The organism is Labrenzia sp. THAF82, from assembly GCF_009363435.1.
GTDB lineage: Bacteria > Pseudomonadota > Alphaproteobacteria > Rhizobiales > Stappiaceae > Roseibium > Roseibium porphyridii.
This window is the reverse complement of the sequence record NZ_CP045354.1, coordinates 6,189,495-6,212,583: the sequence shown is the minus strand read 5'-3', so window position 1 is coordinate 6,212,583 and position 23,089 is coordinate 6,189,495. Positions and strand designations below refer to the sequence as shown.

Here is a 23,089-nt window from a genome sequence, read left to right as displayed (position 1 = left end):
ATCCGTCATGCAACTGCCTATCAATCGAATTGCAATCACAGGTAGTGAAGTCGACGGCCGAAGCCGATGATGGAAGACTAGGCGATGAATTGTTGCTCAGCAATCAGGAAACCGAAGAAAATTAGTCGGCTCAGCTTCGCTGCCCGGTCATCAGGCAAATAGTGAGGAGTGAGCCCAATCCAGCGTCCAAATAAGGAAGCTGCGACGTATATCGATGAGAAATGTGTGATGTAGAAGACAGACAGGACCCCGCTGTCCTTGCAATTTAGCCACGCCGGTACTCAGGGATCTGATGCTGGTCACGACACCGAAAAGGGGCCAAATGCGGGGGCCAATTTAGGGAGAGTGAATGTGGCTGAGTCCTTTTTCCTGCCATACCATTACGTAGACCATCTCACCAGTCCGGGCCTCCAGACCAGTGCAGGTCCTGTCAAGCTGAGTCAGTATCTTTGTAAGGACCGTGGCAACGGCGGCAATGACAGCGCGACCAGTTTTTATAAGAATTTCAGATGGATCAAGGATGCCAGTGGCATCAACCTCAATCAGCATGTCGGCGGCAAGGCGATTGATCTGGCGCTGAAGGGTCAGGGAAATGACAAGGCCTTTGTGAAGATCTGGAATTTCATGCTCAAGAACAAGGAGCTGATGGACAAATACAAGGTCGATGTCTGTGGACGCGCAAAAAAGGACGGTTCCAAGGATGTCGAGCAGACCGGCAAGATCAAGAAAATGTATTTTGACAAGATGTCGGACCGTGCAGCGTTGCAGCAGATGGTTCAGGACCGTTTCTTCGGCATGGATTGCATCGGTTTCATAGCCAATTTCCTGATCTATACCGGCGAGTGGGACAAGTACTACGGCGTTTCACCTAAGAACTATCCAAAGCACGTTGCCAAGATCAACATCGATGACGTCCATGAAGTGAAACCGCTCGACTTCATGGTCTGGAATGGTCATGTCGCAATTGTCGACTGGGTCTGGAACAAGATCGATGAGAAGAGCGTGCGCATCGACATGTGTCAGAGCTCAAGCGGCGGCCCGCAATGCAATGAATGGGTCACCTTGAAGCAAACTGGCGGCAAGGGTATCAACGGTGGAATGGAATTCACCATTCTAGGCGGAACTCCGTCACCTCCCGTTCGCGGCAATCTGACGATCTGGCGCCGGGAAGGATTCTGGTTCTAGAGTTCGTTCCCAGAAGTCAGGTTCTGTCCGCAGTATCGCCGGCTTTTATCAGTTCGCCGAGCAATTTCAGGTGACCGGATTCCAGTTGGCTGACGTTGAAGCGCATGAAGGAAGACATGCTCTGCGATGCGCTGAAGACGTTGCCCGGGGCGAAAACAGCTCCTCGTGTCAGAGACCGACGTGCAACGGAAGCCGCGTCGATCTGGTTGGGAAACTCGCACCAGAGATAGAAGCCACCTCGGGGCTTTACCCACGGCTTCAGTCCCAATGCACCTAATTCTCTGGTCATTTGGGAACGCCGACGGTCGAGCCTGGAAATCAGGGCCTCCATGTGTTTGCGGTAGCCTCCGTCGGTCAAGGCCGTATGCAGCACTTCGCTCACCATCGGGCTGGGTCCACCAAAATTGGTCGCAACCTGTAAATCCGTCAGCGCTTCGATCCAGTCCCGTCGGGCCACGATGTGGCCGCAACGCAAGGAGGCCGACAGTGTCTTGGAGTAACTGCCAATTGTCAGGACCCGGTTGTGCCCGTCCAGTGCAGCAAGGCGTGGAGAAAGGGTCGGTTCAAATTCGGCAAAGATTGCATCTTCCACGATTATGAGATCATGCGTTTCGGCAAGCGACAGGACACGGTGGGCCGTCGCGGCTGAGAGTGTCGCTCCGGTCGGGTTGTGCAGCGCAGAATTGGTAAGATAAAGCCGCGGGCGTTGATCTTTCAGAATGTCTTCCAGAGCCGCCAGGTTTGGGCCTTTTGGCGTGAAGGGCACGCTGACGATTTTGATCTGGTGGGCTCTGAGGAGGGCGTGGAAATTGAAGTAACACGGGTCGTCAACCAGAACGGTGTCCCCTGGACTGAGCAAAAGTCTGCAGACCAGATCCAGGGCCTGTGAGCCCGAGTTCGTCAAAAGAATACAGTCCGGGCCCGCCTCGATGGCCTGATCATGAAGCTTGCGGGCAATCAGGTGCCGCAACTCCAGGTGTCCTTGAGCGTTGCCGTAGTCGGTCAATGCGGCACTGCTGGCGCGGGCAACCTGACGCATGGCCCGGCGCAGTGCATCAACCGGCATCCAATCGCTTGGCAGCCAACCGCAGCCAGGCTTGGTCACGTCGTTTTCCGCATCTATCGATTGTCTTGCGACCCAAAGGGAGTCAACCTCACGCTCCAGCTGCGGCCCGGTTTGAGACACTGCAAAGGGTTGAGCCCTGTCGGCGACAAAAAATCCGGAACCGCGCCGTGCCCAAATGATGCCTTCAGCCACCAGAACGTCATAAGCCTCCACGACTGTCGACGCAGACACCTGCAAGGTGGCAGCAAGTCCGCGAACCGAAGGCAGCTTGTCTCCCGGGCCAAGTGTTCTGGACTGGATCCCGCGGTTGATATGTTCCACGACAAGGTTTCGGCGTGTTGCTTCTGTCACCTTCGGCTCCGTTGTGTGGTCAAATAAACCAATACAGTTTTTGAATATTGTATTGATCTGTATCTGCCTTTGCTGGCCCAATCCACCTACAAATCCAAAAAAGGATTTGTCGCGATGAACTCTTCATTTTCCGGTTGGGGCAGCGGATTGCTTGGTGTGCTGATCTTCAGTGGGTCACTGCCGGCCACGCGGGTGGCTGTAAGCGGTTTTGACCCGTATTTTTTGACGGCTGCCCGGGCAGTGCTTGCTGCCATTCTGGCATGTCTTCTGCTTGGTCTGATGAAGCAACGGCGACCATCTGTTTCCGACCTGAAATCGCTTGCGATTGTTGCGTTAGGTGTGGTCATCGGCTTTCCGCTTTTGACAGCCCTTGCGCTGGAGCACATCACCGCGGCGCATTCCATCGTGTTTATTGGCCTGTTGCCTTTGATGACGGCGGCATTCGGCGTGGTCCGGGGCGGAGAACGACCCGCACCCCTGTTCTGGCTTTTTTCGATTCTGGGCAGTGCGGCGGTCGTCGGGTTTGCATTGTCCCAGAGTGCGGATGCATCTTTGACCGGTGATGCGTTCATGCTGGCCGCGATTGTCGCCTGCGGTCTGGGCTATGCCGAAGGCGCTCAGCTTTCGCGTCGGCTGGGTGGTTGGCAGGTGATATCCTGGGCGCTGATCCTGTCACTCCCCTTCATGGCAGGTTTGGCAGCGGTCACATATCCGCAGTCCGTCTCTGATCTGGAGTTGCCAGTTTGGCTGAGCCTTGCCTACGTATCCGTCTTTTCAATGCTTGTCGGTTTCGTTTTCTGGTATCGGGGCCTGGCCATCGGCGGCACCGCGGGCGTGGGACAACTGCAGCTGTTACAGCCCTTCTTCGGTCTTATCCTTGCTGCTTTCTTGCTGGCTGAACCGATCGCGCCCTCCATGATCGGTGTCACGATCCTGGTCGTCATCTGCGTTGCAGGTGCGAAACGGTTTGCATGATAGGGCCGACAGAACTGTTAGACCGCTCAACCTGAATACGTGTAGTCCGGGCAGCTCAACGCATATTGAACATGCGCGGGGCACTATCTCTTGCGGTCTTTGCTATCTTGCAGCGGCGAATCGGTTTTGGCGCATGCTGTTTCCGCTGCCACTCGGCTATCGCGAAGTTTCAAGTCAATAATCAAACGAAGGGCACCAAATGTCTTCTCCAAAACCACGCGTGGGCGAACGTCTCGAGGAAATGCGTTTTCCGGTACTCGGACGTGAAGGCTCGGTCGCCGTCGGCCAACCCAAAGACCGTTGGACCATGTTGTTTGTTTATCGTGGCAAGCATTGCCCGCGCTGCAAGCGGTTCTTGAACAAGCTGAATGCTGCTTTGGACAATTGGACCGATGTCTTGGACGTCGTGGTTGTTTCAGCCGACAGCGAAGAAAAGGCGCGGGCTGACCAGCAGGAGTTCGGCTGGAAATTCGAGCTTGGCTACGGAATGAGCGAGGCGCAGATGCGCTCGCTTGGGCTTTATGTTTCAGAGCCACTCTCGGACGCTGAAACTGACAAGCTTTTTGCTGAACCGGGCAGTTTCGGGATACGGCCGGATGGCACGTTGATGCTCGTGGACATTTCCAATGGACCGGCGGCGCGGCCGGATCTGGAAGAACTTCTCGACGGAATGAAGTTCAACATCGAACACAACCGCCCGGTTCGCGGAACGGCCTAACCTCCGAAAAAACCCTCAAGGTTTGATCTGTCTATCGACGGCCCGGCCTTTTTAACGTGTTTGTTCAACAGGTCTGGCCGGGTCCTGTTTCCATGCCGAAAAGGATCCGTCAAACAGACGTGCTTCGTTGCCGAGTTCAGTCAAGGCGAGCAAAGTGACCGTTGCGGCGTAGCCAGAACCACAAGTCGCGATGATCGGTCGTTCCCTCCATTGAGGAGCCTTTTCGTCTAACACGTCTGACAAGGCGTCGCGGTTCAAAAATAGGCCGGTTTCACGGTCCAAGAGTTCTGAAAACGGGATGTTCAAGGAACCTGGTATATGTCCGGTGCGTGGGTCGTCTGCGTTACCGGCATATCCGGCGGACCCGCGCGCATCGATGACACATGATTTTTGGTGATTTTCGATAAAGTCCTCAAGGCTGGTGCGCCAATCGCCTCTTTGCACAGGTTCAAAGTCACCTTGTGACACTTCTGCTGTGCTGGATGTCACAGGTTTTTGCAGCTTGGTCCAACGCACCCAGCCTCCGTTGAGCACACGGACATTGTCAAAACCCCAATACCGCATCGCCCACCAGACGCGACCTGCCAGCATGTGATGGTAGTTGTCGTAGAGAACGACGAGATCAGTCGCATTGACGCCAAGAGCCTTGAATGCGCTTCGGGCTGCATCCCGATCCGCGACGGATGCAAGCGGAAGGGCTTTGCTCTGATCGATGAACCGGCGGGTCCAATCGAGGAAAGCCGCACCTGGAATGTGGCTCATTTCGTAGTCGTCAGGCAACGCTCTGGCTGGGCTGCTCCAGGTTCCGCGTACATCGAACAGTTTGAGGCCTGGCTGCTTCGAGAGAAGTTCAAGTTCTTCAGCCGAGACAAGTGGTGAACTACGCGCCAGAATATCTCTTTTAAGGTCCGATGGTGACATGGCAGGGCTCCTCAATCTGGTAGAGCTGTTTGGCATTTACTCAATCGGCGAGCATGTTCATATCGAAGGCATGAACGTCATGCAGCAGCTCAACGAAACCGCGGGCGGCATGATCCAGAGATTGGCGGCCTTTGTCGGCGGTCGCGATGGATGCATCGCCGACGGTGCCGGCGGAATTGAGGTCTTGCGCCTTCCAGCCGAAGGCATGTGGCCCATGAGCACGAAGGTGCGTGAAGTCTGAAACGAAGCGCTCCTGAGCGGAGCGGAAGTTCTGAGCCCTGTCCATTTTTACCAGATCGGGATGCAGGTGCAGCATGATGGAAGTTTCCACGTCGCCGCCATGTATTCCAAAGGTGAGTTCATGGTCTGAGAAAACGCCTTCCGGCTGTCCAAAATGCGCCCAGGCGGTGCCAACGGCGAGCATCTTGTGCCGAACCCTGAGCTCACGCGTGAGGATGCCTACCAACGGCACATTTCCTCCGTGTGAATTCACAACCACCAGTTTTCTGACCCCGGCACGGGCGAGGCTGTCACCGAGTTCCGTCCAGGCTTTGAGCGCGGTTTCCCAACCAAGGGTCAGCGTCCCCGGCGAGGATATGTGTTCGTTTGACTTGCCAACCGCCTGCACGGGCAAGAAGGTTGCCGGTATGGTCTCCGGAACCAGCTCCATCACCCTTTGAACCTGACCCTGCGCAATCGCCGTATCGGTATAGACCGGCAAATGCGGCCCGTGCTGTTCGATTGCAGCCACCGGCAGGATTGCAATCCACTCCTTGATTGACGGTACGTCGAAATCCGTGGTGGTCATGTCTTGCCAGTTGAGTTTGGGCAGCATGTAGGGTCTTCTCCTCAGTTCTTTCTGAAGGTTTCGCGCGCTCGTTCAGCGACAAGGCGTTTCAAGGTGCCGCGGCAACAACCTCGACTTCGACAAGAAAGTCTTCTCGGGCAAAACCCGAAACAATCATCAATGTTGATGCTGGTGCGGGCTCGGAAATGAAACCATCCCTGACGCGCATATAGCCCGGCAAGTGGACACGGTCGGTTACATAGGAATTGATCCGTACCACATCCTGCATCGTCATTCCGGCAGATGCGAGGATCGCCTTTACATTTTCGAAACAGAGCGTCGTCTGTCCCTCAATGTCGGTTGGGATTCGGTCATCGGCTGCAATACCCAGCTGGCCCGAAGCGAACAGAAGACGATGCCCTGCGGGGATCTCCACTGCATGGCTATACCGAGCAAAAGGCGCTCGAATGTCTGGCGGTATGTGCGCGCGTTTCAAGTGGCTTGTCCTCATGTCAAAAACGGAAAGCTATCGCGACGGTCGCTTGCACGCAATTTCCGTGGTTGCGTAATTTAGATGCCATTGCTCAAATTGAGGGCACGATTAACTTTTGCGCTGACAATGGTGCGGCAATGTGCAAGTCTTTGCGGGCTGCTCATGTAACCAACGGGCAGCACGACAAGCGGGCCAATGTTTTTACACGAGGGCTCTCTTCCTGCCTGTTCCGCTCTCAGGGCTTTCGAGCACAGCGGCAGAGCATTCGGCCCGTCGTGGGCAGTTTGACCTGCTTGGTGTAACGAAAACGGGGAACGCGGAAATGGGATTGTCTCGGAACTTAGGACTTGCGACGCTCGCCGTCATGGCGTCGACAAGCGCGCATGCGCTTGAAAAAGTGACCTTCGGTACAAACTGGGTCGCTCAAGCAGAACATGGTGGTTACTATCAGGCGGTCGCCGATGGCACATATGAAGCCTGCGGCATTGAAGTTGAAATCAAGCCCGGTGGACCGCAAGCCAACAATCGCATCCTGTTGCCGGTCGGAAAAATCGACTTTCTTATGGGCGGCAACATGCTTCAGGCTTTTTCTGCGATTGAACAGGGCATCCCAACCACTGTTGTGGCAGCTCATTTCCAGAAAGAACCGCAGATCCTGATGACACATCCGGATCAGGGCCTGGATACCTGGGAAAGCCTCAAGGACATCAATCTCCTGATCGGGAAGGGCGGCCTCAATTCTTTCTATCAATGGATGAAATCAGAGTTTGGTTTCAAGGACGAACAGGTGCGTCCTTACACCTATAACTCTGCACCCTTTCTGGCCGACAAGAAGCTTGGTCAACAGGGTTACATTACGTCTGAGCCCTATGCCATCGAAACGGAAGGCGGCTTTGAGCCGAACATATTTCTGATCGCCGATTATGGATATGACACCTATTCGACCACGGTGGAAACCCGGACCGAGCTGGTGGAAACCAAACCGGAAGTCGTCAAATGCTTCGTCGACGGTTCGGCTATCGGCTGGGTCAATTTCCTTTACGGCGACAATTCCAAGGCATTGGAAATGATCAAGAAGGACAATCCGGGCATGACCGACGGTCAGCTGGCCTTCTCGATCGATAAACTGAAATCCTACGGAATCGTGGACAGTGGTGATGCGCTCACAATGGGCATCGGCGCCATGACGGATGAGCGTAACAAGTCATTTTTTGAAAAAATGGTCGCGGCAGGTGTCGTCAACGGAGACGTCGACTACACGAAGTCCTACACGCTTGAATTCGTTAACAATGGCGTGGGTCTGGATCGCAAAAAAGAGCTGACCGGGAACTGATCAGGACGCTTCCGTGACACACATGAAAAATGCAACCATGGCCGGACAATTCTAACATGACGGCCATGGTACAAGCAGATATGCAAACAGACACGGGCATCGGACAGCCCATCGTTTCCCTCAAAGGCATTTCAAAGACCTTTTCCAATGGAACGGTGGCACTGAACAACCTGTCACTCGACATTCGTCAGGGAGAATTTGTTTCTCTTCTGGGCCCTTCGGGATGCGGCAAATCCACCGCCTTGCGGATCATTACCAGCCTGACGAGCCCAAGCTCGGGCAGGGTTGAATGGCCGATGGAAGAATCCAGACAGAAGGACCATGAACTCAGTTTCGTGTTCCAGGAACCAACCCTCATGCCCTGGGCGACCGTTTTCGGGAATGTCTGGTTGCCGCTGCGCCTTAAGGGTGTCTCGAAAAAAGCTGCCTATGACGAGGTCATGGAGGCACTGAAAGGTGTCGGTCTCGACCAGTTCGCGAACAGCTATCCAAGGGAATTGTCAGGTGGCATGAAAATGCGTGTCTCGATTGCACGCGCTCTCGTGACAAAGCCCAAGCTCCTATTGATGGATGAGCCGTTTGCTGCACTTGATGAGATAACCCGCTTCAAGCTCAACAATGATCTTCTGCGTCTGTGGGAGACCTTTGGCTGGACGGTCATCTTCGTGACCCATTCGGTGTTTGAATCCGTTTACCTCTCCAACCGCATCGTCGTCATGGCAGCGCGGCCCGGGCGTGTCGTAAATGACATGGCCATCGATGCGCCTTATCCGCGGGATGAGGATTTCAGGACATCATCCGTCTACAGCGGCTTTTGCCGAAACGTTTCGGAAGCACTTCACGAGGCCATGAACTCGGGAGATCACCTCTGATGACATATCTGATTATCTCAAGATTTCTGGGCAGCTCTGGATCATGACCTTAGACATTGCCGACAAGTCACCCATGCCCGCAGGCGCGACGGAAATTCCTCTTGATGCTGAGGAAATGAAGCGTGCGCGTGCGGCTCGACGGGAAACGATTGGCAGATGGGTGTTGCCGGTCGTCATATTGCTGTTGTCGGTTTATCTCTGGGACAGGATTTGCGTCTGGAACGAAATTCCACATTACATCCTGCCGAGACCGGGACAGGTTTTTGACACGTTGCTTGCCGATTGGGGCATCTTGAGCGTTGCGCTTCTCAATACCCTCAAGATCACTTTCGGAGCCCTGTTGATTGCGACATTGGGCGGTTTGGGACTGGCGGTGTTGTTCACGCAGTCCAAATGGATCGAAATTTCGTTCTTTCCATTCGCGGTCATTTTGCAGGTAACACCGATCATCGCAATTGCGCCCCTGATCCTGATTTATGTGGATTCGATCACGGCGGGGCTCCTGATCTGTGCCTGGATCGTCGCGTTCTTTCCGATACTCTCAAACACGACGCTGGGACTGAATTCAGCAGATCACAATCTGCAGAACCTTTTCCGACTTTATGGTGCAAGCCGCTGGCAAACCCTGAGGTTTTTGCGTCTGCCCGCAGCAATGCCCTATTTCCTGGGGGGCTTGAAAATTGCCGGAGGCCTGTCTCTGATCGGGGCGATCGTTGCCGAATTTGTCGCCGGTTCCGCTGGCTCGGGGTCAGGGCTCGCCAACCAGATCCTGGAGGCAAGCTACAGGCTGAACATGCCGAGAATGTTCGCGGCGCTCATTCTGATTTCCGTTACCGGGATCCTGATATTCCTGACCATGAACCTCCTGTCGCATTTGCTCCTGCGCAAATGGCATGAAAGTGCCCTGAAGCGGGAGATATAGATGGGACCGGCAACGGGGTCCGGTTTCAACGGAACCGGGATCATCAAGAATGCAACCGTTCCGGCATGTTTGCTCGCCGATATGCAGGGTGCGGATCCCACCTCCCTGTTGGCGATGGACCTTAAGGTCGTTGATGGAAAGCTTCTTGAAGTCGCACCTGGAGGATCCATGACTGGTGTGGAACCTGGTCTGGATTTGGACAAAGGTCTGGTTTTGCCCGCTTTTGTTGACCTGCATACCCATCTCGACAAAGGGCACATCTGGCCACGCAAGGCCAATCCAGACGGGTCCTTCATGGGAGCGCTTACAGCTGTCGGCGAAGACCGGATCGATTATTGGTCGGCGGATGACCTGCGGGCGCGCATGGAATTTTCCCTGAAATGTGCCTACGCGCACGGAACAGCCGCGATCCGCACGCATCTGGATAGCATTCCGCCGCAAGAAGACATCACCTGGCCAGTGTTCGAAGAAATGCGCGCCGACTGGCGCGGTCGCATCACTCTCCAGGGCGTTTGCCTGTTCGGGATCGACCGCCTTGCCGAAGATGGCGACTATCTTTCAGATATTGCGGACAAGGTCAGCAATGCCAACGGGATCATGGGGGCTGTGACCTATATGATCCCGGATCTGGACAGGCATCTTGAAGATGTCTTTCGAGCGGCCATGGACAGGGGTCTCGACCTCGACTTTCACGTGGATGAAACGTTGGATCCGACCGTGGTCACACTGCGCCACATTGCTGAAACAGCACAACGCCTGAAATTCGACGGCAAGATCGTATGCGGTCATTGTTGTTCATTGTCGGTGCATCAACCAGATGAGATTGACCGGACACTTGATCTGTTGGCGGAAACCGGGATTGCCATCGTTTCACTGCCGATGTGCAACATGTATCTTCAGGATCGCGTAGAGGGCCGGACACCGCGCCGCCGGGGCGTCACGCTACTGCACGAAATGAAGCAGCGCGGTATTTCTGTTGCCGTTGCCTCCGACAATACCCGTGACCCTTTTTATGCCTATGGCGATCTGGACATGGTCGAGGTCTATACGCAGGCCACCCGGATATTGCATCTCGATCATCCGATCGGCGACTGGATCAGCACGGTCACAACGACACCTGCTCAATTGATGGATATTCGGGCAGGCCAACTGGAAGTCGGAGCACCGGCCGATCTCGTGCTTTTTGGGGCGCGGGACTGGAACGAGCTTTTGTCCCGCCCGGCGGGCCCACGCAGCGTTTTGCGCGCGGGAACTCTCATTGACCAAACACTGCCCGATTATCGGGAACTCGATCAAATTCTTCAGGAAAGGCAACCAAAGTCATGAGCGCCATCGCTGCATTAAAAGCCGATCTTGACGGCCTCAAGATCGAGGACAACCAGCAAATCGTGAAGCAGAAGAGCCGTGATTTTTTCTGGTATTCGCCGGTCCTGAAAAAGCAGCTGGAGGACGTTACCGGCGACCTGATTGTGACCCCTAAGACAGAAGACGAAATCATCCGTGTACTGAAGGCCTGTTTTACGGCCGACATACCAGTGACGACACGGGGTGCTGGCACCGGCAACTACGGACAGGCGATGCCATTGTCGGGCGGTGTCGTACTCAATATGGCGGAGATGACCGCCGTCAAGGAAGTCAAGACAGGTTCGGTCGTCGTCGAAGCTGGCGCTATCATGTCCGACATAGACAAGACGGCCCGGGAACAGTCCGGACAGGAATTGCGGATGCACCCGTCCACCTACAGGACAGCCACCATCGGGGGCTTTATTGCCGGTGGTTCGGGCGGGGTCGGTTCAATCAACTGGGGTGGCCTCAGGGATCTCGGCAATGTCATTCGTTTGCGCGTCATCACGATGGAGGCCGATCCTCAAATTCTGGAGATGACAGGCGACGATCTGCAGAAGGTGATGCATGCTTATGGCACCAACGGCATCATTACCGAGATCGAGATGCCGTTGACAGCAAGTTACGACTGGGTTGATGTTCTGGTCGGCTTTGATGACTTCATGGATGCGGTCAGGTTTTCCGACGCACTGGCCAACCAGGACGGCCTGTTGACCAAGAACATTGCGCCCGTGGCCGCACCGGTTCCGCACGATTATTTCCTCCGGCACCAGAAGTTCATTCGCAAAGACCAGTCCGTCGCCGTTCTGATGGTGGCCCCGTTTGCCATGGCGGCGTTTGAGGCGTTCGTCGCCCGTCAGCCTAGCGGCGAGGTTCTCTATCGTTCGGACAAGGCAAGCGACGAGGATGTGAGGCGGCTTCCTCCGGCCTATGAGCTGTCCTGGAACCACACGACACTGCGTGGTCTTCGGGTGGATCCAGAGATCACTTATCTCCAGGTTCTCTACCCGTTTCCGAACCAGGTCGAACTTGTCGGGAAGATGCAGGAACTGTTTGGGGATGAGGTACCTGGACATCTGGAATATGTCCGTTTTGACGGCGACATCACCTGTTTCGGATTGCCAATCGTGCGCTACACCAGCGAAGAAAGACTGAATGAGATCATCCGGTTGCACGAAGATAACGGCTGTCCGATTTTCAATCCCCACCGTTACACGCTGGAAGAAGGCGGCATGAAACAGACCGACGCGGTTCAATTGGCCTTCAAGCAGGAAGCCGATCCCAAGGGCCTGCTCAATCCTGGCAAAATGATTGCCTGGGAGAACCCGGACTACGACTACGATAGCGGTCAGGTTTTCCTGTTTCCCGGCCTTCAGCGAGGCTGAGGCGCGGCGTACGAGAGTGACGCAGGCGGTTTGTCCATTCTGCCTGCATGGTGTTGTTCCTTAAGGCCGAGTGCATGCGCGTTCTTGTCGTTTATTGTCATCCCTGTGAAGAAAGCTTCAATGCCGCATTGTGCAAGACCGTTGTTGAGGCTTTAGAGGAAGACAGCCACGATGTGCGCCTGACGGATCTTTATGCGAGAGGCTTCAACCCGGTCATGAGCGCGCAGGAGCGGCGGGGCTATCACACACCGCAGTCGAACACCGTGCCGATTGCGCAGGATCTGGCCGACATCAAGTGGTGTGAGGCAATCTTGTTCATTTATCCAACCTGGTGGTTCGGTCTTCCGGCAATGCTGAAAGGGTGGCTGGAACGGGTTTGGGTACCGCATGAGACGTTCATCATGCCGACCGCGACTGAGGATTTGCGACCTAACATGCAGAACATTTCGCACATCGGGATCGTGACGACCTGCGGTGCAAGCTGGTTTGTGTCCAAGTTCGTGGGGGAACCCGGGCGCAAAACCATCATGCGTGGCATCAAGCTCCTCGCAAAACCGCGTTGCAAGACCCGTTATCTGGCACACTACAAGATGGACAGCTCAACCCAGGAGAGCCGCCAGAACTACATTGCCAAAGCCAAAAAGGAAATGGCGGCATTCCTGCGATAAGTTACCGTTTTGCGGTCTTTCAATCGGCGGATGAAAGTTGCAAATTGTCCCGCCTGGAAATCAGGCTTCTCTGGCGACGCGTTCAACGTCATGACGTGATTTCAACCAAAGCGCAGCGCCGAGTATGATGCCGATCACATCCGTCCGCCAATCGCCAGAGATCATGCAAAGGGCTGCGCCCAGAAGCAGAATGCGCCAGACCGGAGCAAGGGGGCTCATCAGATAGCCCTGGACCGCGCCGGACAGGAAATAGACTCCTATAATGGCGGTAATTGCGTTGCGGATGATTTCGATCCAGCTGGCCTCCATCAAAAGACCGGGACTGTAGAAGAACATGTACGGTACGATGAACGCGGCCAGGCCGACCCTGAATGCCGTCACCGATGTGCGCATGGGTTCTGCTCCGGCAATGGCAGCGCCGGCATAGGCGGCGAGGGCCACTGGCGGAGTAATCGCGGAGACGACTGCAAAATAGAACACGAAGAAATGCGCGATCAGCGGCGCGATGCCGAGTTCGATCAGGCCCGGTGCCACCACTGAGGCAGCAACGGCATAGGCTGCGGTTGTCGGCATGCCCATGCCCAGAATGATCGAGATGATCATTGCGAAAATCAGTGCGAGCAGTTTGCTGGTTTCGGCGAGCTCGAACAGCAATGAAGAGAACCTGGCGCCGACACCTGTCAGTGAAATCACGCCGACAATGATGCCAGCCGTTGCGCAGACCGTGATGATCTGAATGGACATCTGCGACGCATTGCGCAGTGCCTCGATGATCTGGAGCGGACCCATGCGAAACGGCGTCAGCCAGCTCACGACCGCGGCAGATGCAATCGCGAGCGTGCCGGCACGGATCACCGAATAGCCGAGGAAAAGAGAGCCGACCAGAATGAATATGGGAAGGAACAGAAACGCCTGCCTGGCGAGCTTTCTGAATTTGGGAACTTCGTCACTGGTCATGCCGCGCATGCCGAGGCGTTTCGCCTCGAAATCGACCATGAAATAGATCGAGACAAAATACAGCACGGACGGTATCAGGGCTGCGATGACGAGATCCGTATAGGGAATTCCGGTGATCTCGGCCATGATGAAGGCGCCGGCCCCCATAATCGGAGGCATGATCTGGCCACCGGTTGAGGCAGCAGCCTCGATTGCGCCTGCCGATTGTGAGCGATATCCCACACGCTTCATCAGCGGGATCGTCAGCGAGCCTGTCGACACAACGTTGCCGGCAGATGTGCCATTGATCATTCCCATCAGTCCGGAGGCGAAGACGGCAACCTTGGCCGGCCCTCCACGTGCGCGGCCCGCTGTTGCAAAGGCCAGGTTGACGAAATAGTCGCCAACTTTTGAACTTTGCAGGAAGGCTGCAAAAATAATGAAAAGAATGATGTAGGTGGAAGAGACGGCGGTTGTCGGGCCAAGAATGCCGTTGTCAGTAAATACGTAGCTGAAAAACCGTTTTGCATCATACCCGCGATGTTCCAGAAATCCGGGTAGCCACGGCCCCAAAAAGGCATATCCGACAAAAATTGCGGCAATCGCAACCAGGGCAAGACCCGCGACACGGCGCGTAAGTTCCAGCATGAGCGCCATGGCAACGAATGCAGCCCAGGCGTTTTGCGGATCCGCAAAGGGGGTACCCGCGCGCAGCCTCAAATTCAAGGCATCAAGGCTAAGCGCAATAAAGCCGGTCGACGCAATACTGGCCAGCACCAGAACCCAGTCAATTGAGGAAATACGGCCCTCATTTCCGCGAAGGAACCATCCGGCCACAATCGCCAACAATGTGCCGGCGGCGAGCGAAACCCCGAAATAGGCAAAGGTCGTGTCGGGGTTCTCAACTGTTCCCGCGTTCCAATATTGAATGACGCCGTAAAGGGTCAGCACGAGTGCATAGATCACCGGCAGTCCAGCAATGAGTGCTACGGTCCGTTCCATTGCCACTTTACGCAAGCGTTTGTCCGGACCGGTGAGCAGGACGCTTGTTAGCCCAAACCCGAGAACGAGAGCTCCGCAAATATGCAGTATGCGGAAAAGCCAGGTCTCAAGTGGTGCAATGTTGAGACTGTAGAGATGCCAGGCTGCATAAAGCACACACAGAAGACCGAACAACTTCCCCTGCCAGCCCCGCAAGGCGCGGCTGGCAGCTTCATCCCGTTGGGCGGGAACGGGGTCGATGGCGTCAGACATCACGTTTCGGTCTCGATCTGGCACGTGTTGAACCCGGGCCACTGTCCTGCGGCCCGGGGGAAAGGCAATTGTTTGCCGGTTTTGGACCGCTTAGCCGCCAAGGGCAGGGTCGATCTCGAAACCGTTCTCCTTGAACCAGCGTACCGCGCCCGGATGCCAGGGGATGAAGGCGTTCTTGTCGTAGTTTTCCGGCAGAGTTTCGACAGCTGCCTTGTGAATGTCGAGCATCTTTGGATTGTTGCTCATCACAGCATCAACGACCGCATAAACGAAGTCCTCCGGTAGATCAGCACGAGCGATCGCGAAGTTCCACATGGAAACGCTTGCATGATCTTCGGACTGAGACGGGTAGGTTCCAGCAGGGATAGTGAAAAGAGATACCGGATGGTCCGCAGCGATCTGTTTGGCTTGCTCGTCCGTCATGCCGATGAAATTGACGTCAGCCTGTGCCTCGACTTGCGAGAATGCCGGGAAGGGAACCCCTGCCGCCCAAGTGTAGACATCAATCAAACCATCCTGAAGCTGGCCTGCAAGATCTGCCGCTCCGCCGTGGCGCGCAGTCACGGACTTGCCGAACGTATCAAAGAACCGTGGCCAGTACGTTCCAGGGGTGCCGCCAACCGGCCCAAAGCCTACAGTTGCGCCTTCCGGAATGTCATCGATGCTGTCAATACCGGAACTTTCCAGGGTCATGATATGGAACGCGGTCTTGTACATCGGGAAGATTGCCCGGATCTGGTCATGCTTCAGTCCCGGCGCGAGAGCGCTTTCACCGTTGATCGCGTCGAATGCCGGTCCCATGGTGACCATGCCGAAATCAAGGTCACCGGTTTGGACAAGCGCTGCATTTTGCACCGGTCCGGCTGTGACCTCGGCTCCGCCCGGGATGCCGAGTTGATCTGAAACCAGATTTGTCCAGCCGGAGCCATATACGAAATAGGTTCCGCCCTGACTTGCCGTGCCGACCGAGAAGCTTGTCGGCCAGTCACTGCGGTCCTCCGCCGCTGCTGCCGGGACGAACAGGCCGATGGTCAGTGCCGCCACCAATGGTGCCGGTGTGTACCTAGAGAAAACGTTCAAAAGTCCTGCCTTGCTTTTTGAAGTCATAGAATCTCTCCACAGATGGAACACAGATGATTTCCTGCGCTCAGATACTCGGGAAACTTGCATTGTCAGCGGTTTTCAGAGTCTGGTAACGGCTAAATCGGGCGAATTTCTGTGAAATCAATGCGAAGCTTCAGTATTATATTGCCAATAACTTATTTTTGAGCTGCTTGGTTGAAATCTGGCGTAAAACCGCTTCTTGCGTACAACTCATGCGAGGCGGTGCAGTTGCTTATATTTGTAAGGCAGGTTGTATTTCTTGGTTTGCATTTAGGTTAGGAAAATGTCTCACACGTGAGTTCTAAAGACAGCTATGGCAGCGATGGCATATGACGTTGCTGTCTGCGTTTTTTCTATCAACATGCTTGAAGGCAAACGTTCAAAAATCAAACCGTTAGCCGCCATATACGGTCGCAGCATCACCCAGATAATTGTCCCAGGCGAACCAATAGGAGATATGACCGGCGACACGGGGCAGCGTTTTCCCATCCACGCGCTCCAGTGCGGTCTCTGTCACAGTCCATGTCTGCCCGGTTTCATCGAGAAGCGTTTCGCCGCGCTGCTCAAATTGATGGGTCCCGCGCTCATAGGCACGTACTGTGCGTTTTGAAGGATTGCCGATCAGGACGAGTGGCGTATTTGCAATTGCGTCGTTGATGATCGATTTCTCTTCAAATGCATCCAGTGGCCAAGCCCTGGCAGCCCCGAATTGCCGGATCGCAAAGACATAGTCTTTCTGCCGATGTCTGGATTGATCAACCAGTGCCGGAAACATGAGTTCGGCAGAAGAAAAGTAGTCCTGGTAGACGACACCCGAGCCGTAGTCACGCCGGTGGCCGGTATTCAAGGACAGGACCCGGGTTTTGGGATTGGACGCTTTCCAGGCTCCCCAGCTGGTGATCACAACGGGCCGCTGTTTCAACTCAATCCCGCTGTCCACCAGCGGACCTACGACCGGTTTGCCGGTATATTGGTTCCATAGCGAATGGGTTTCCCGGTCGAACATCAACTTGTTGGATCGGTAGAGGAAGCCGGACGACCCGAAAACCAGCGGTTTCCTTCGACCCGTCACTTTGGTTTCGAACAAGATGCCAGATCCGCACAGCGTGCAGTATGCCAGCGCGACCGGAACGCCGCCGATCACTTCATTGAACATTTCATGCCAACCCATGATCCGCAATGGATAGGCCCGGGTATCACCGTTGATAGAGATGCCGAAAACGAGGTCATCATCCTTGAGGTAATCCGCTTTGGCGGCTGGAAGCAGGTCTGGGTTGTCGAGGGATGGAATTCCGTCCTTGCGGACACCGCCCCAGGCAATTTCCTCGAACCGTATTTTCATCTGCTCGCGCGCAAGATGCTCTGGTTTCAGGAAGACGTCGAAATTTTCGTCTATCCCAAGCAGAACCTCACGCTTGAAAGGGATCAGTGACGGATGGGGGACGATCTGCGGGTTGCGTTCCTGCCAGAGCATCCATTCGAACCAGTCCGTACCGAACTTTTGGCCCGCCAATTCGTCCATCACCTCAGCAATCCGGCCCTGCCGCCCTCTGGAAAATCTCATGCTGGTCAAGAGCGCGGGCACGACGTCCGGATTGCCGCGTTCACGCAGGAAGACCATGCCTTTCGCAAACTCGGAACTGGTGCCGTATAGCGGAGACCGAATGGCCGCCAGAACCGGGTCGTCCTGTGCTCTCAATGGCGCAGGTGTGACGGCGGTAGCGATCAGCATTCCCGTAAATCCGCGTCGTGTCAGTGGCATGGCATCCTCCGCTTGGCCAATGCCAGTTTGCGGAGTCACATGTTCACATGCACACAAAACTCTCGTGAGGAGGTTGCGATCAAGAACGCCGCTTCACGTTTCGATCATGTGGACTGCTTCTTCACGAGTGACTTTGCAATCCAGACAATGCTGCCTGCAACGACACCCCAGAATGCTCCGCTGACACCGAAGAGCATCATTCCACTTGCTGCGGTCAGAAAGGTCAACGCCGGCGCCTCAAGTTGGTCACGGTCGCTGAAAGCTGCCGAAATGGAATTGACGAAAGCCGGGATCAGCGCCAGCCCCGCAACGGCGGTGATCAGATCGGTCGGCGCGAGACCTGCCAGAGACGTCACAAGCCCAGCTGCAAAAGCCAGGAGTGTGTAGGCAATTCCAGACACGATGGCAGCCCAGTAACGCCCGGTCGGATCGCGTCCGGCGTCTTCTCCAGCCATCATTGCAGCGGTGATCGCGGACATGTTGACCGGCACCGATCCGAACGGTGCGATCAAAAGGCTCACCAGTCCGGTCTTTTGAAGCAGGGGCTGCCGATTGACCGGGTATTTGTTCAGCTCCAATACGGCGAAGCCTGGAATGTTCTGACCGGCCATTGTCACGAGATAGAGCGGCAAAGAGACGGAAACAATTGAATGGATGGAAAAGGTCGGCATGACAGGCGTAAAAACCGGCAGCCATTGCGTTTCCACAGCGGCGGTGCCGCTGTCGCCATTCACCGCGAAGAAGAGAACGATCACAAAGGCGATCACGGCAAACGGCATTGCAGCAAGTCTGTTCCAGGCAAGCCCGATGAGCCAGGCCAGAAGAACCGGCAATACCAGCAAGGGAATCGTTCCCAGTGCCAATGCCGGTGCAAAGCACAATTTCAACAAGACACCTGCCAGAAGCCCGTTTGCAATAGGCTTCGGGATAGCGGCGACAACACGTCCAAGCGCAGGTATGAACCCGGTCACGACGATCAGCGCTGCACAGCAGATCAAGGCTCCGACAGCTTCTGAAAAGCCTCCCGGCAACGCGACGGTTGCCGCAAGGAACGCAGCGCCGGGAGTTGACCACGCAACCGCCGCCGGGATCCGCGTGACGGCCGGGAGCCAGATACTGCAGATGCCCATGCCGATGGTGGCAAAAAACAACCCGGTCGCTGCTTGCGCATCTGTGGCGCCCATCGATTTAACGCCTGCAAGCACAATGGCAAAGGAGGCCGAGTATCCGACAAAGGCTGCAAGCAGCCCCATATAGGTGGCTGGAAACGTTAGATCACGGAACATGGAAGGCTCATTCTTCGGGCAAGGCTCGTGCGCGCCGCGCACGCCCGAACACAGCATAGCAAGGCCGTCGCGGCAAGATCTTCAACCCGCCGAAAGCGCTTCTGACGCGCTTTGGGACAGTTCCTGGTCCTCTAGACTGGCCTTCAGACTTCGCGTCGCGACCGCTTCGTCCATATATTCAGGTCCACCATAACTTTCACTGTCGCGATAATGACGAGGGCACAAAGAGCGAATTTCGTCATGGTTTCCATCGTACCTTCGATCAAAAGGGCATGAATTACACTACCGGTGACAATGACCATCGCGAGGGCTGTGTGGGTGCGTCGCCACATGCGCACCTTCAAACGCATGCGACGACGAAACGCGGCAAGAAAAGCTGCGGCAAGCACGGCCCACATGGCAAGGACGCCCCATACGGAAAACGGTGTTGGAGAACGAAACAGCAAGGCGTCGACGACATCCGGTGGGCTGGTGATCCAAAGTCCGCCTACGTGAAGCAGGACAGCGGCAACCAGCAGGGCCCCGGTGATGCGATGGACCCGCCGTCCGCGTGCGCCAGAGAGCCCGGGCAGGTAGCCACCAGCAAGCAGAGGCTGAACCAGGAGAAGAGCCATGCCCGCAACACCGGCAAATCCGGCAAGAATGTAAACGGGTTGACGCCAGGCGAGCAGGGGGCTTGTCGCAGCCGCCAAAATCGGCAGCGCGATAACAATGGCAAGCACGCTCCAGACCAGATAGCCGCGCGTTCGGCTCATCTCATGAAGTCTCAAGTCGGATCAGGCCGGAGTAAGGACGAAATGCGCCTCCAGGCTGGTATCCTTCGAGCTGGACATGACGGGACGCAGAAACACCGTTTCAAACTCTTCGCTGTCGTAGGCAAGGTGACCATGGGGTTGCCCAAACGCCGGCACGATCTGCGGCATTTCAAGACGGAAGTTGCCATTGGCATCCGTGAGGGTGGCGCCGTGGCTTTGCGGGTCGCGTTCATGCCCTTCCGTCGTGTGTGCCCATATTTGAATGCGTTGACCGGCAAGAGGTACTCCATCGCCTGCACGACGGACGGTTCCGGTCATCCAGAAGCCGCCACCTCCTATACGGTCGACGATTGGAGCTCCGGGACGGTAATTGTTGGAGCCCCCACGCATCGAACGCGTTGGCGCTATGCCTTGTGCCTGCGCAGGTACCAGCAATCCAGATGTGCCCGTCGCCAGGGCAGCGCTTCCAACAGCGAGAAGTCTGCGGCGGGTGATGAGATCGGCGGTCATGAAAGTCTCTCCTGTCGGAAGTGGCGCCCATATGTGCCTTCGGGACCAAACACGGCCGATCAAAAGTATAGAGCGTTTGTGGCAATTTCCGAGTTCAGCATGGCTGGAAGGGCGATAAACCAGGCTCACGGTTTCGTGATCCGGCGATTTCTACCCCTTTGCACAAGATGCAGATTGCGTTCAGGAGTCCAAAAGCCGCAAAAATGGAGACCAACAAGCCAAATCGTTCAAATGATTGTTCATTGAATGTCAGTTCGCCGCGCAACATCCTTAAGGCAACGGCGGTCAACCGAGGAAAGTTCATGATCAACCGCAGAGGAATTTTGGGTTTGTTTGTCGCAGCTGCCGGTGGTGCGATGGTCGCGACATCGGCGTTGCCGTCTTTTGCCAAGAGCCCGCTTGCACTGACTGGCTACGACCCGGTGACCTATTTTTCAGGAAAGTCCCCCAAGCAGGGCCACGCCGAATTCACAGCGCAACACCGTGGACTGACCTACCAGTTTTCATCATCACGCAACCGGGATGCCTTTTTGGCGAACCCTGCAAGTTATGCCCCTCAGTTTGACGGCTACTGCGCTTATGGCGTTTCACGCGGTTACAAGGTCGGGGTCGATCCGCTCGCGTATAAAGTGGTGGCCGGCAAGCTCTATGTGAACTACTCCAAATCCGTTCAACGGACCTGGAGCCGCGACATCTCCGGCTATATTTCCAAGGCAAACAGGAATTGGCCGGGCTTGAATTGAATGCGCTGAAATTCGATCTGCTCTGTGTGAAGTCAACCTTCAACGAGATTTACGAATAAAATGCCGCCCGGGTGGCCGGACGGCATCTGTTTCTTTTTTGAACTGATCAGTTGGCCGTCGGAAAGACGAAGAATGCCAGGTCCCAACCGTCATTGATGCCGTTGTCGTTTACGTGGGTCATCGAAGTAATGTTGATGTCGTAGTAATAGAACAGCGCGCCCCCCTTATCTTCGATTTTCACCTGAGTGCCACCGTCGGGGTTACTGGCGTCGATAAAATCAACGGGCGGGAGTTCCTGAAAGTTCGGCCCATCTCCCGTGTCGTTGTCATTGGCAAGCACGACAAGCATCGAGGTCACAGGCTGATCAAAGGTGATCGTAAAGTCGGAGCCGACATGCAGATCGTCATAGCGGCCAGGAAGATCGTTAAAGCTCGCACCGCCGTTGACGTTGGAATAGGGCTCGTAAATGTTGTTGGCTGTGACCGTCCAACCGACGCCGTTTGACGTTCCGGTCGCGACAACTTTTCCGGAAGCGGCATCTTTTTCGATTTTGTGGACGTCAAAGCTCAGCCGGTCGAGATCAAGCTCGGTGATCTTTTTGGGCACAACAGGGGGTGCTGGTTTTGGTTCAACAGGCTTGGCAACCACCTCTTCGCTGACTGCAACAACAGTTTCCGCAAGAGCCTCGGTCAATTCGTTTGCATTGTCAGCGTTCAGAAACCGCCCGCCAGTATTGTCAGCAATGCAGCGCAACTGACGCGCTTCTTCATCTGTCAGGTCGAAGCCGACAACATGGACAGTGAAATCGATGCCGCTGTTTTCAAGCAGTGTTGCGGCAAGGCAGGGATCCGCCTCGCATGTTTCCAGGCCGTCGCTGACCAGAATGACGGAGGCGGGGTCTTCAACATGTCGTAATTCCCGTGCGGCGCGCATGAGCGATTCCGAAATAGGTGTTTTGCCGCGCGGATTGATGCCCCTGACAAGCGAAGAGAAATTGTTAGGCTCTAGTGGTGCGACTGATTGAACGACCTCAATGTCGTTACAGTCGCCTTTGCGCCGGTGGCCATATGTCATGAGACCCAGGTCGACGGCCGGGTCCCACTTTCCAAGAACTCCGTCGATTACGTCTCGTGCAATTGAGATTTTCGGAACTCCGTCAATCTGGCCCCACATGCTGCCGGAGGCATCCAGAACCATCATGGCTTTGCCACGGTTGGAAGTCTCCTGGGCCAGCACGGGGCTTGAAAAAACCAGCGCTCCCGCGACTGCCAATGACAACGGAAAGCAACCGGGTATGAAAGATTTCATGCTTGAAGTATCCCATTGAAATATTTGCTCGAACGAGCAGTAGAACGACAATTTCGCTAGCATAGCGAAAGAACCTTGTACAGGCGTCCAACGTAGTTGTGATCGATTTGCTATTGCACAGATCTGAAGCATTTTCAGAAGTTAATAAAGGACCCCGTCGACACCAACCCAAAGCCGATGTCTTCTTCACATGATCAGAGGCTGAAGAATGTGCTGCACGGCACAGATTTTCGACTTGGCCAATCTTGTGCTCTCACGATGTGGTTTGAAGCACTTCGAACCTTTTTCAGGTTGTCGGAAAATCCATCGATCCGGCACTTACCGTGGTTTTGAGCACGACTGACCGACCTGTCGGATGTTCCCGAAACTTTTCTCTCATTTCCCGAGATGTGAAGTGTCCTCGGTCACAG

21 protein-coding genes are annotated in these 23,089 nt (G+C 55.3%); 10 read left to right on the top strand and 11 right to left on the bottom strand.

The genetic code is table 11. The features are described 5' to 3' along the window. Positions 1-351: 351 nt before the first annotated feature. Positions 352-1,185 (top strand): hypothetical protein, encoded by an 834-nt coding sequence (locus FIV00_RS28585; protein WP_152503876.1) that lies wholly within the window; start codon positions 352-354, stop codon positions 1,183-1,185. A gap of 16 nt (positions 1,186-1,201) precedes the next feature. Here the strand turns inward: FIV00_RS28585 and FIV00_RS28580 are convergent, their stop codons facing one another. Further along, positions 1,202-2,602: a PLP-dependent aminotransferase family protein gene (locus FIV00_RS28580; protein ID WP_152503875.1), complete on the bottom strand. Its 1,401-nt coding sequence runs from the start codon at positions 2,600-2,602 to the stop codon at positions 1,202-1,204. A gap of 114 nt (positions 2,603-2,716) precedes the next feature. Here FIV00_RS28580 and FIV00_RS28575 point away from each other — a divergent pair, with 114 nt between their 5' ends. Both FIV00_RS28575 and FIV00_RS28570 read left to right on the top strand, forming a co-directional pair. Further along, complete coding sequence (locus FIV00_RS28575; protein WP_152503874.1) at positions 2,717-3,577, top strand: DMT family transporter; 861 nt, start codon at positions 2,717-2,719, stop codon at positions 3,575-3,577. 199 nt (positions 3,578-3,776) lie between these two features. Next, positions 3,777-4,295 (top strand): redoxin domain-containing protein, encoded by a 519-nt coding sequence (locus tag FIV00_RS28570; RefSeq protein ID WP_152503873.1) that lies wholly within the window; start codon positions 3,777-3,779, stop codon positions 4,293-4,295. Positions 4,296-4,346: 51 nt separating this feature from the next. On the opposite strand, the gene FIV00_RS28565 is transcribed toward FIV00_RS28570, so the two are convergent. The 3 genes from FIV00_RS28565 to FIV00_RS28555 form a co-directional block, all read right to left on the bottom strand. Then, positions 4,347-5,216 carry a sulfurtransferase gene (locus tag FIV00_RS28565; protein ID WP_173006198.1) on the bottom strand — a complete coding sequence of 290 codons (870 nt, stop codon included), beginning with the start codon at positions 5,214-5,216 and terminating at the stop codon, positions 4,347-4,349. A gap of 40 nt (positions 5,217-5,256) precedes the next feature. Beyond that, positions 5,257-6,051 (bottom strand): creatininase family protein, encoded by a 795-nt coding sequence (locus FIV00_RS28560; RefSeq protein ID WP_152503871.1) that lies wholly within the window; start codon positions 6,049-6,051, stop codon positions 5,257-5,259. 61 nt (positions 6,052-6,112) lie between these two features. Next, positions 6,113-6,499: a RidA family protein gene (locus tag FIV00_RS28555; RefSeq protein WP_247649310.1), complete on the bottom strand. Its 387-nt coding sequence runs from the start codon at positions 6,497-6,499 to the stop codon at positions 6,113-6,115. 319 nt (positions 6,500-6,818) lie between these two features. Between FIV00_RS28555 and FIV00_RS28550 the strand changes: the two genes are divergently transcribed. The 6 genes from FIV00_RS28550 to FIV00_RS28525 all read left to right on the top strand — a co-directional run bounded on the left by FIV00_RS28550 (position 6,819) and on the right by FIV00_RS28525 (position 13,020). Further along, positions 6,819-7,829: an ABC transporter substrate-binding protein gene (locus FIV00_RS28550; protein WP_152503869.1), complete on the top strand. Its 1,011-nt coding sequence runs from the start codon at positions 6,819-6,821 to the stop codon at positions 7,827-7,829. 65 nt (positions 7,830-7,894) lie between these two features. Continuing rightward, the gene (locus tag FIV00_RS28545; RefSeq protein ID WP_152504509.1) at positions 7,895-8,701 is read left to right on the top strand and encodes an ABC transporter ATP-binding protein; all 807 of its coding nucleotides are present in this window, start codon (positions 7,895-7,897) and stop codon (positions 8,699-8,701) included. Between the two features lie 43 nt (positions 8,702-8,744). Then, positions 8,745-9,623: an ABC transporter permease gene (locus FIV00_RS28540; protein WP_152503868.1), complete on the top strand. Its 879-nt coding sequence runs from the start codon at positions 8,745-8,747 to the stop codon at positions 9,621-9,623. Next, complete coding sequence (locus tag FIV00_RS28535) at positions 9,624-10,949, top strand: cytosine deaminase (RefSeq protein ID WP_152503867.1); 1,326 nt, start codon at positions 9,624-9,626, stop codon at positions 10,947-10,949. Further along, positions 10,946-12,352, top strand: coding sequence for an FAD-binding oxidoreductase (locus FIV00_RS28530; RefSeq protein WP_152503866.1), 1,407 nt, complete (start codon positions 10,946-10,948; stop codon positions 12,350-12,352). Before FIV00_RS28535 ends, FIV00_RS28530 begins: the two co-directional genes overlap by 4 nt. Positions 12,353-12,426: 74 nt before the next feature. Then, positions 12,427-13,020: an NAD(P)H-dependent oxidoreductase gene (locus tag FIV00_RS28525; protein WP_152503865.1), complete on the top strand. Its 594-nt coding sequence runs from the start codon at positions 12,427-12,429 to the stop codon at positions 13,018-13,020. Between the two features lie 60 nt (positions 13,021-13,080). Here the strand turns inward: FIV00_RS28525 and FIV00_RS28520 are convergent, their stop codons facing one another. The 6 genes from FIV00_RS28520 to FIV00_RS28495 all read right to left on the bottom strand — a co-directional run bounded on the left by FIV00_RS28520 (position 13,081) and on the right by FIV00_RS28495 (position 20,627). After that, on the bottom strand, positions 13,081-15,210 hold the full coding sequence (locus tag FIV00_RS28520) for a TRAP transporter permease (RefSeq protein ID WP_152503864.1): 2,130 nt from the start codon (positions 15,208-15,210) through the stop codon (positions 13,081-13,083). A 90-nt stretch (positions 15,211-15,300) separates the two neighbouring features. After that, positions 15,301-16,317, bottom strand: coding sequence for a TAXI family TRAP transporter solute-binding subunit (locus tag FIV00_RS28515; RefSeq protein ID WP_152503863.1), 1,017 nt, complete (start codon positions 16,315-16,317; stop codon positions 15,301-15,303). Between the two features lie 391 nt (positions 16,318-16,708). After that, on the bottom strand, positions 16,709-18,076 hold the full coding sequence (locus FIV00_RS28510) for a DUF3179 domain-containing protein (RefSeq protein WP_152503862.1): 1,368 nt from the start codon (positions 18,074-18,076) through the stop codon (positions 16,709-16,711). Between the two features lie 104 nt (positions 18,077-18,180). Beyond that, positions 18,181-19,362, bottom strand: a complete 1,182-nt coding sequence (locus FIV00_RS28505; RefSeq protein WP_152503861.1) for a benzoate/H(+) symporter BenE family transporter — start codon at positions 19,360-19,362, stop codon at positions 18,181-18,183. Between the two features lie 143 nt (positions 19,363-19,505). Then, complete coding sequence (locus tag FIV00_RS28500; RefSeq protein ID WP_152503860.1) at positions 19,506-20,117, bottom strand: ferric reductase-like transmembrane domain-containing protein; 612 nt, start codon at positions 20,115-20,117, stop codon at positions 19,506-19,508. 21 nt (positions 20,118-20,138) lie between these two features. Beyond that, the gene (locus tag FIV00_RS28495) at positions 20,139-20,627 is read right to left on the bottom strand and encodes a twin-arginine translocation pathway signal (RefSeq protein WP_152503859.1); all 489 of its coding nucleotides are present in this window, start codon (positions 20,625-20,627) and stop codon (positions 20,139-20,141) included. A 302-nt stretch (positions 20,628-20,929) separates the two neighbouring features. On the opposite strand from FIV00_RS28495, the gene FIV00_RS28490 reads away from it, so the two are divergent. After that, complete coding sequence (locus FIV00_RS28490; RefSeq protein WP_152503858.1) at positions 20,930-21,370, top strand: YHS domain-containing (seleno)protein; 441 nt, start codon at positions 20,930-20,932, stop codon at positions 21,368-21,370. Between the two features lie 106 nt (positions 21,371-21,476). Here FIV00_RS28490 and FIV00_RS28485 read toward each other — a convergent pair whose 3' ends face one another. Further along, the gene (locus FIV00_RS28485) at positions 21,477-22,679 is read right to left on the bottom strand and encodes a VWA domain-containing protein (protein WP_173006196.1); all 1,203 of its coding nucleotides are present in this window, start codon (positions 22,677-22,679) and stop codon (positions 21,477-21,479) included. Positions 22,680-23,089: the final 410 nt, after the last annotated feature.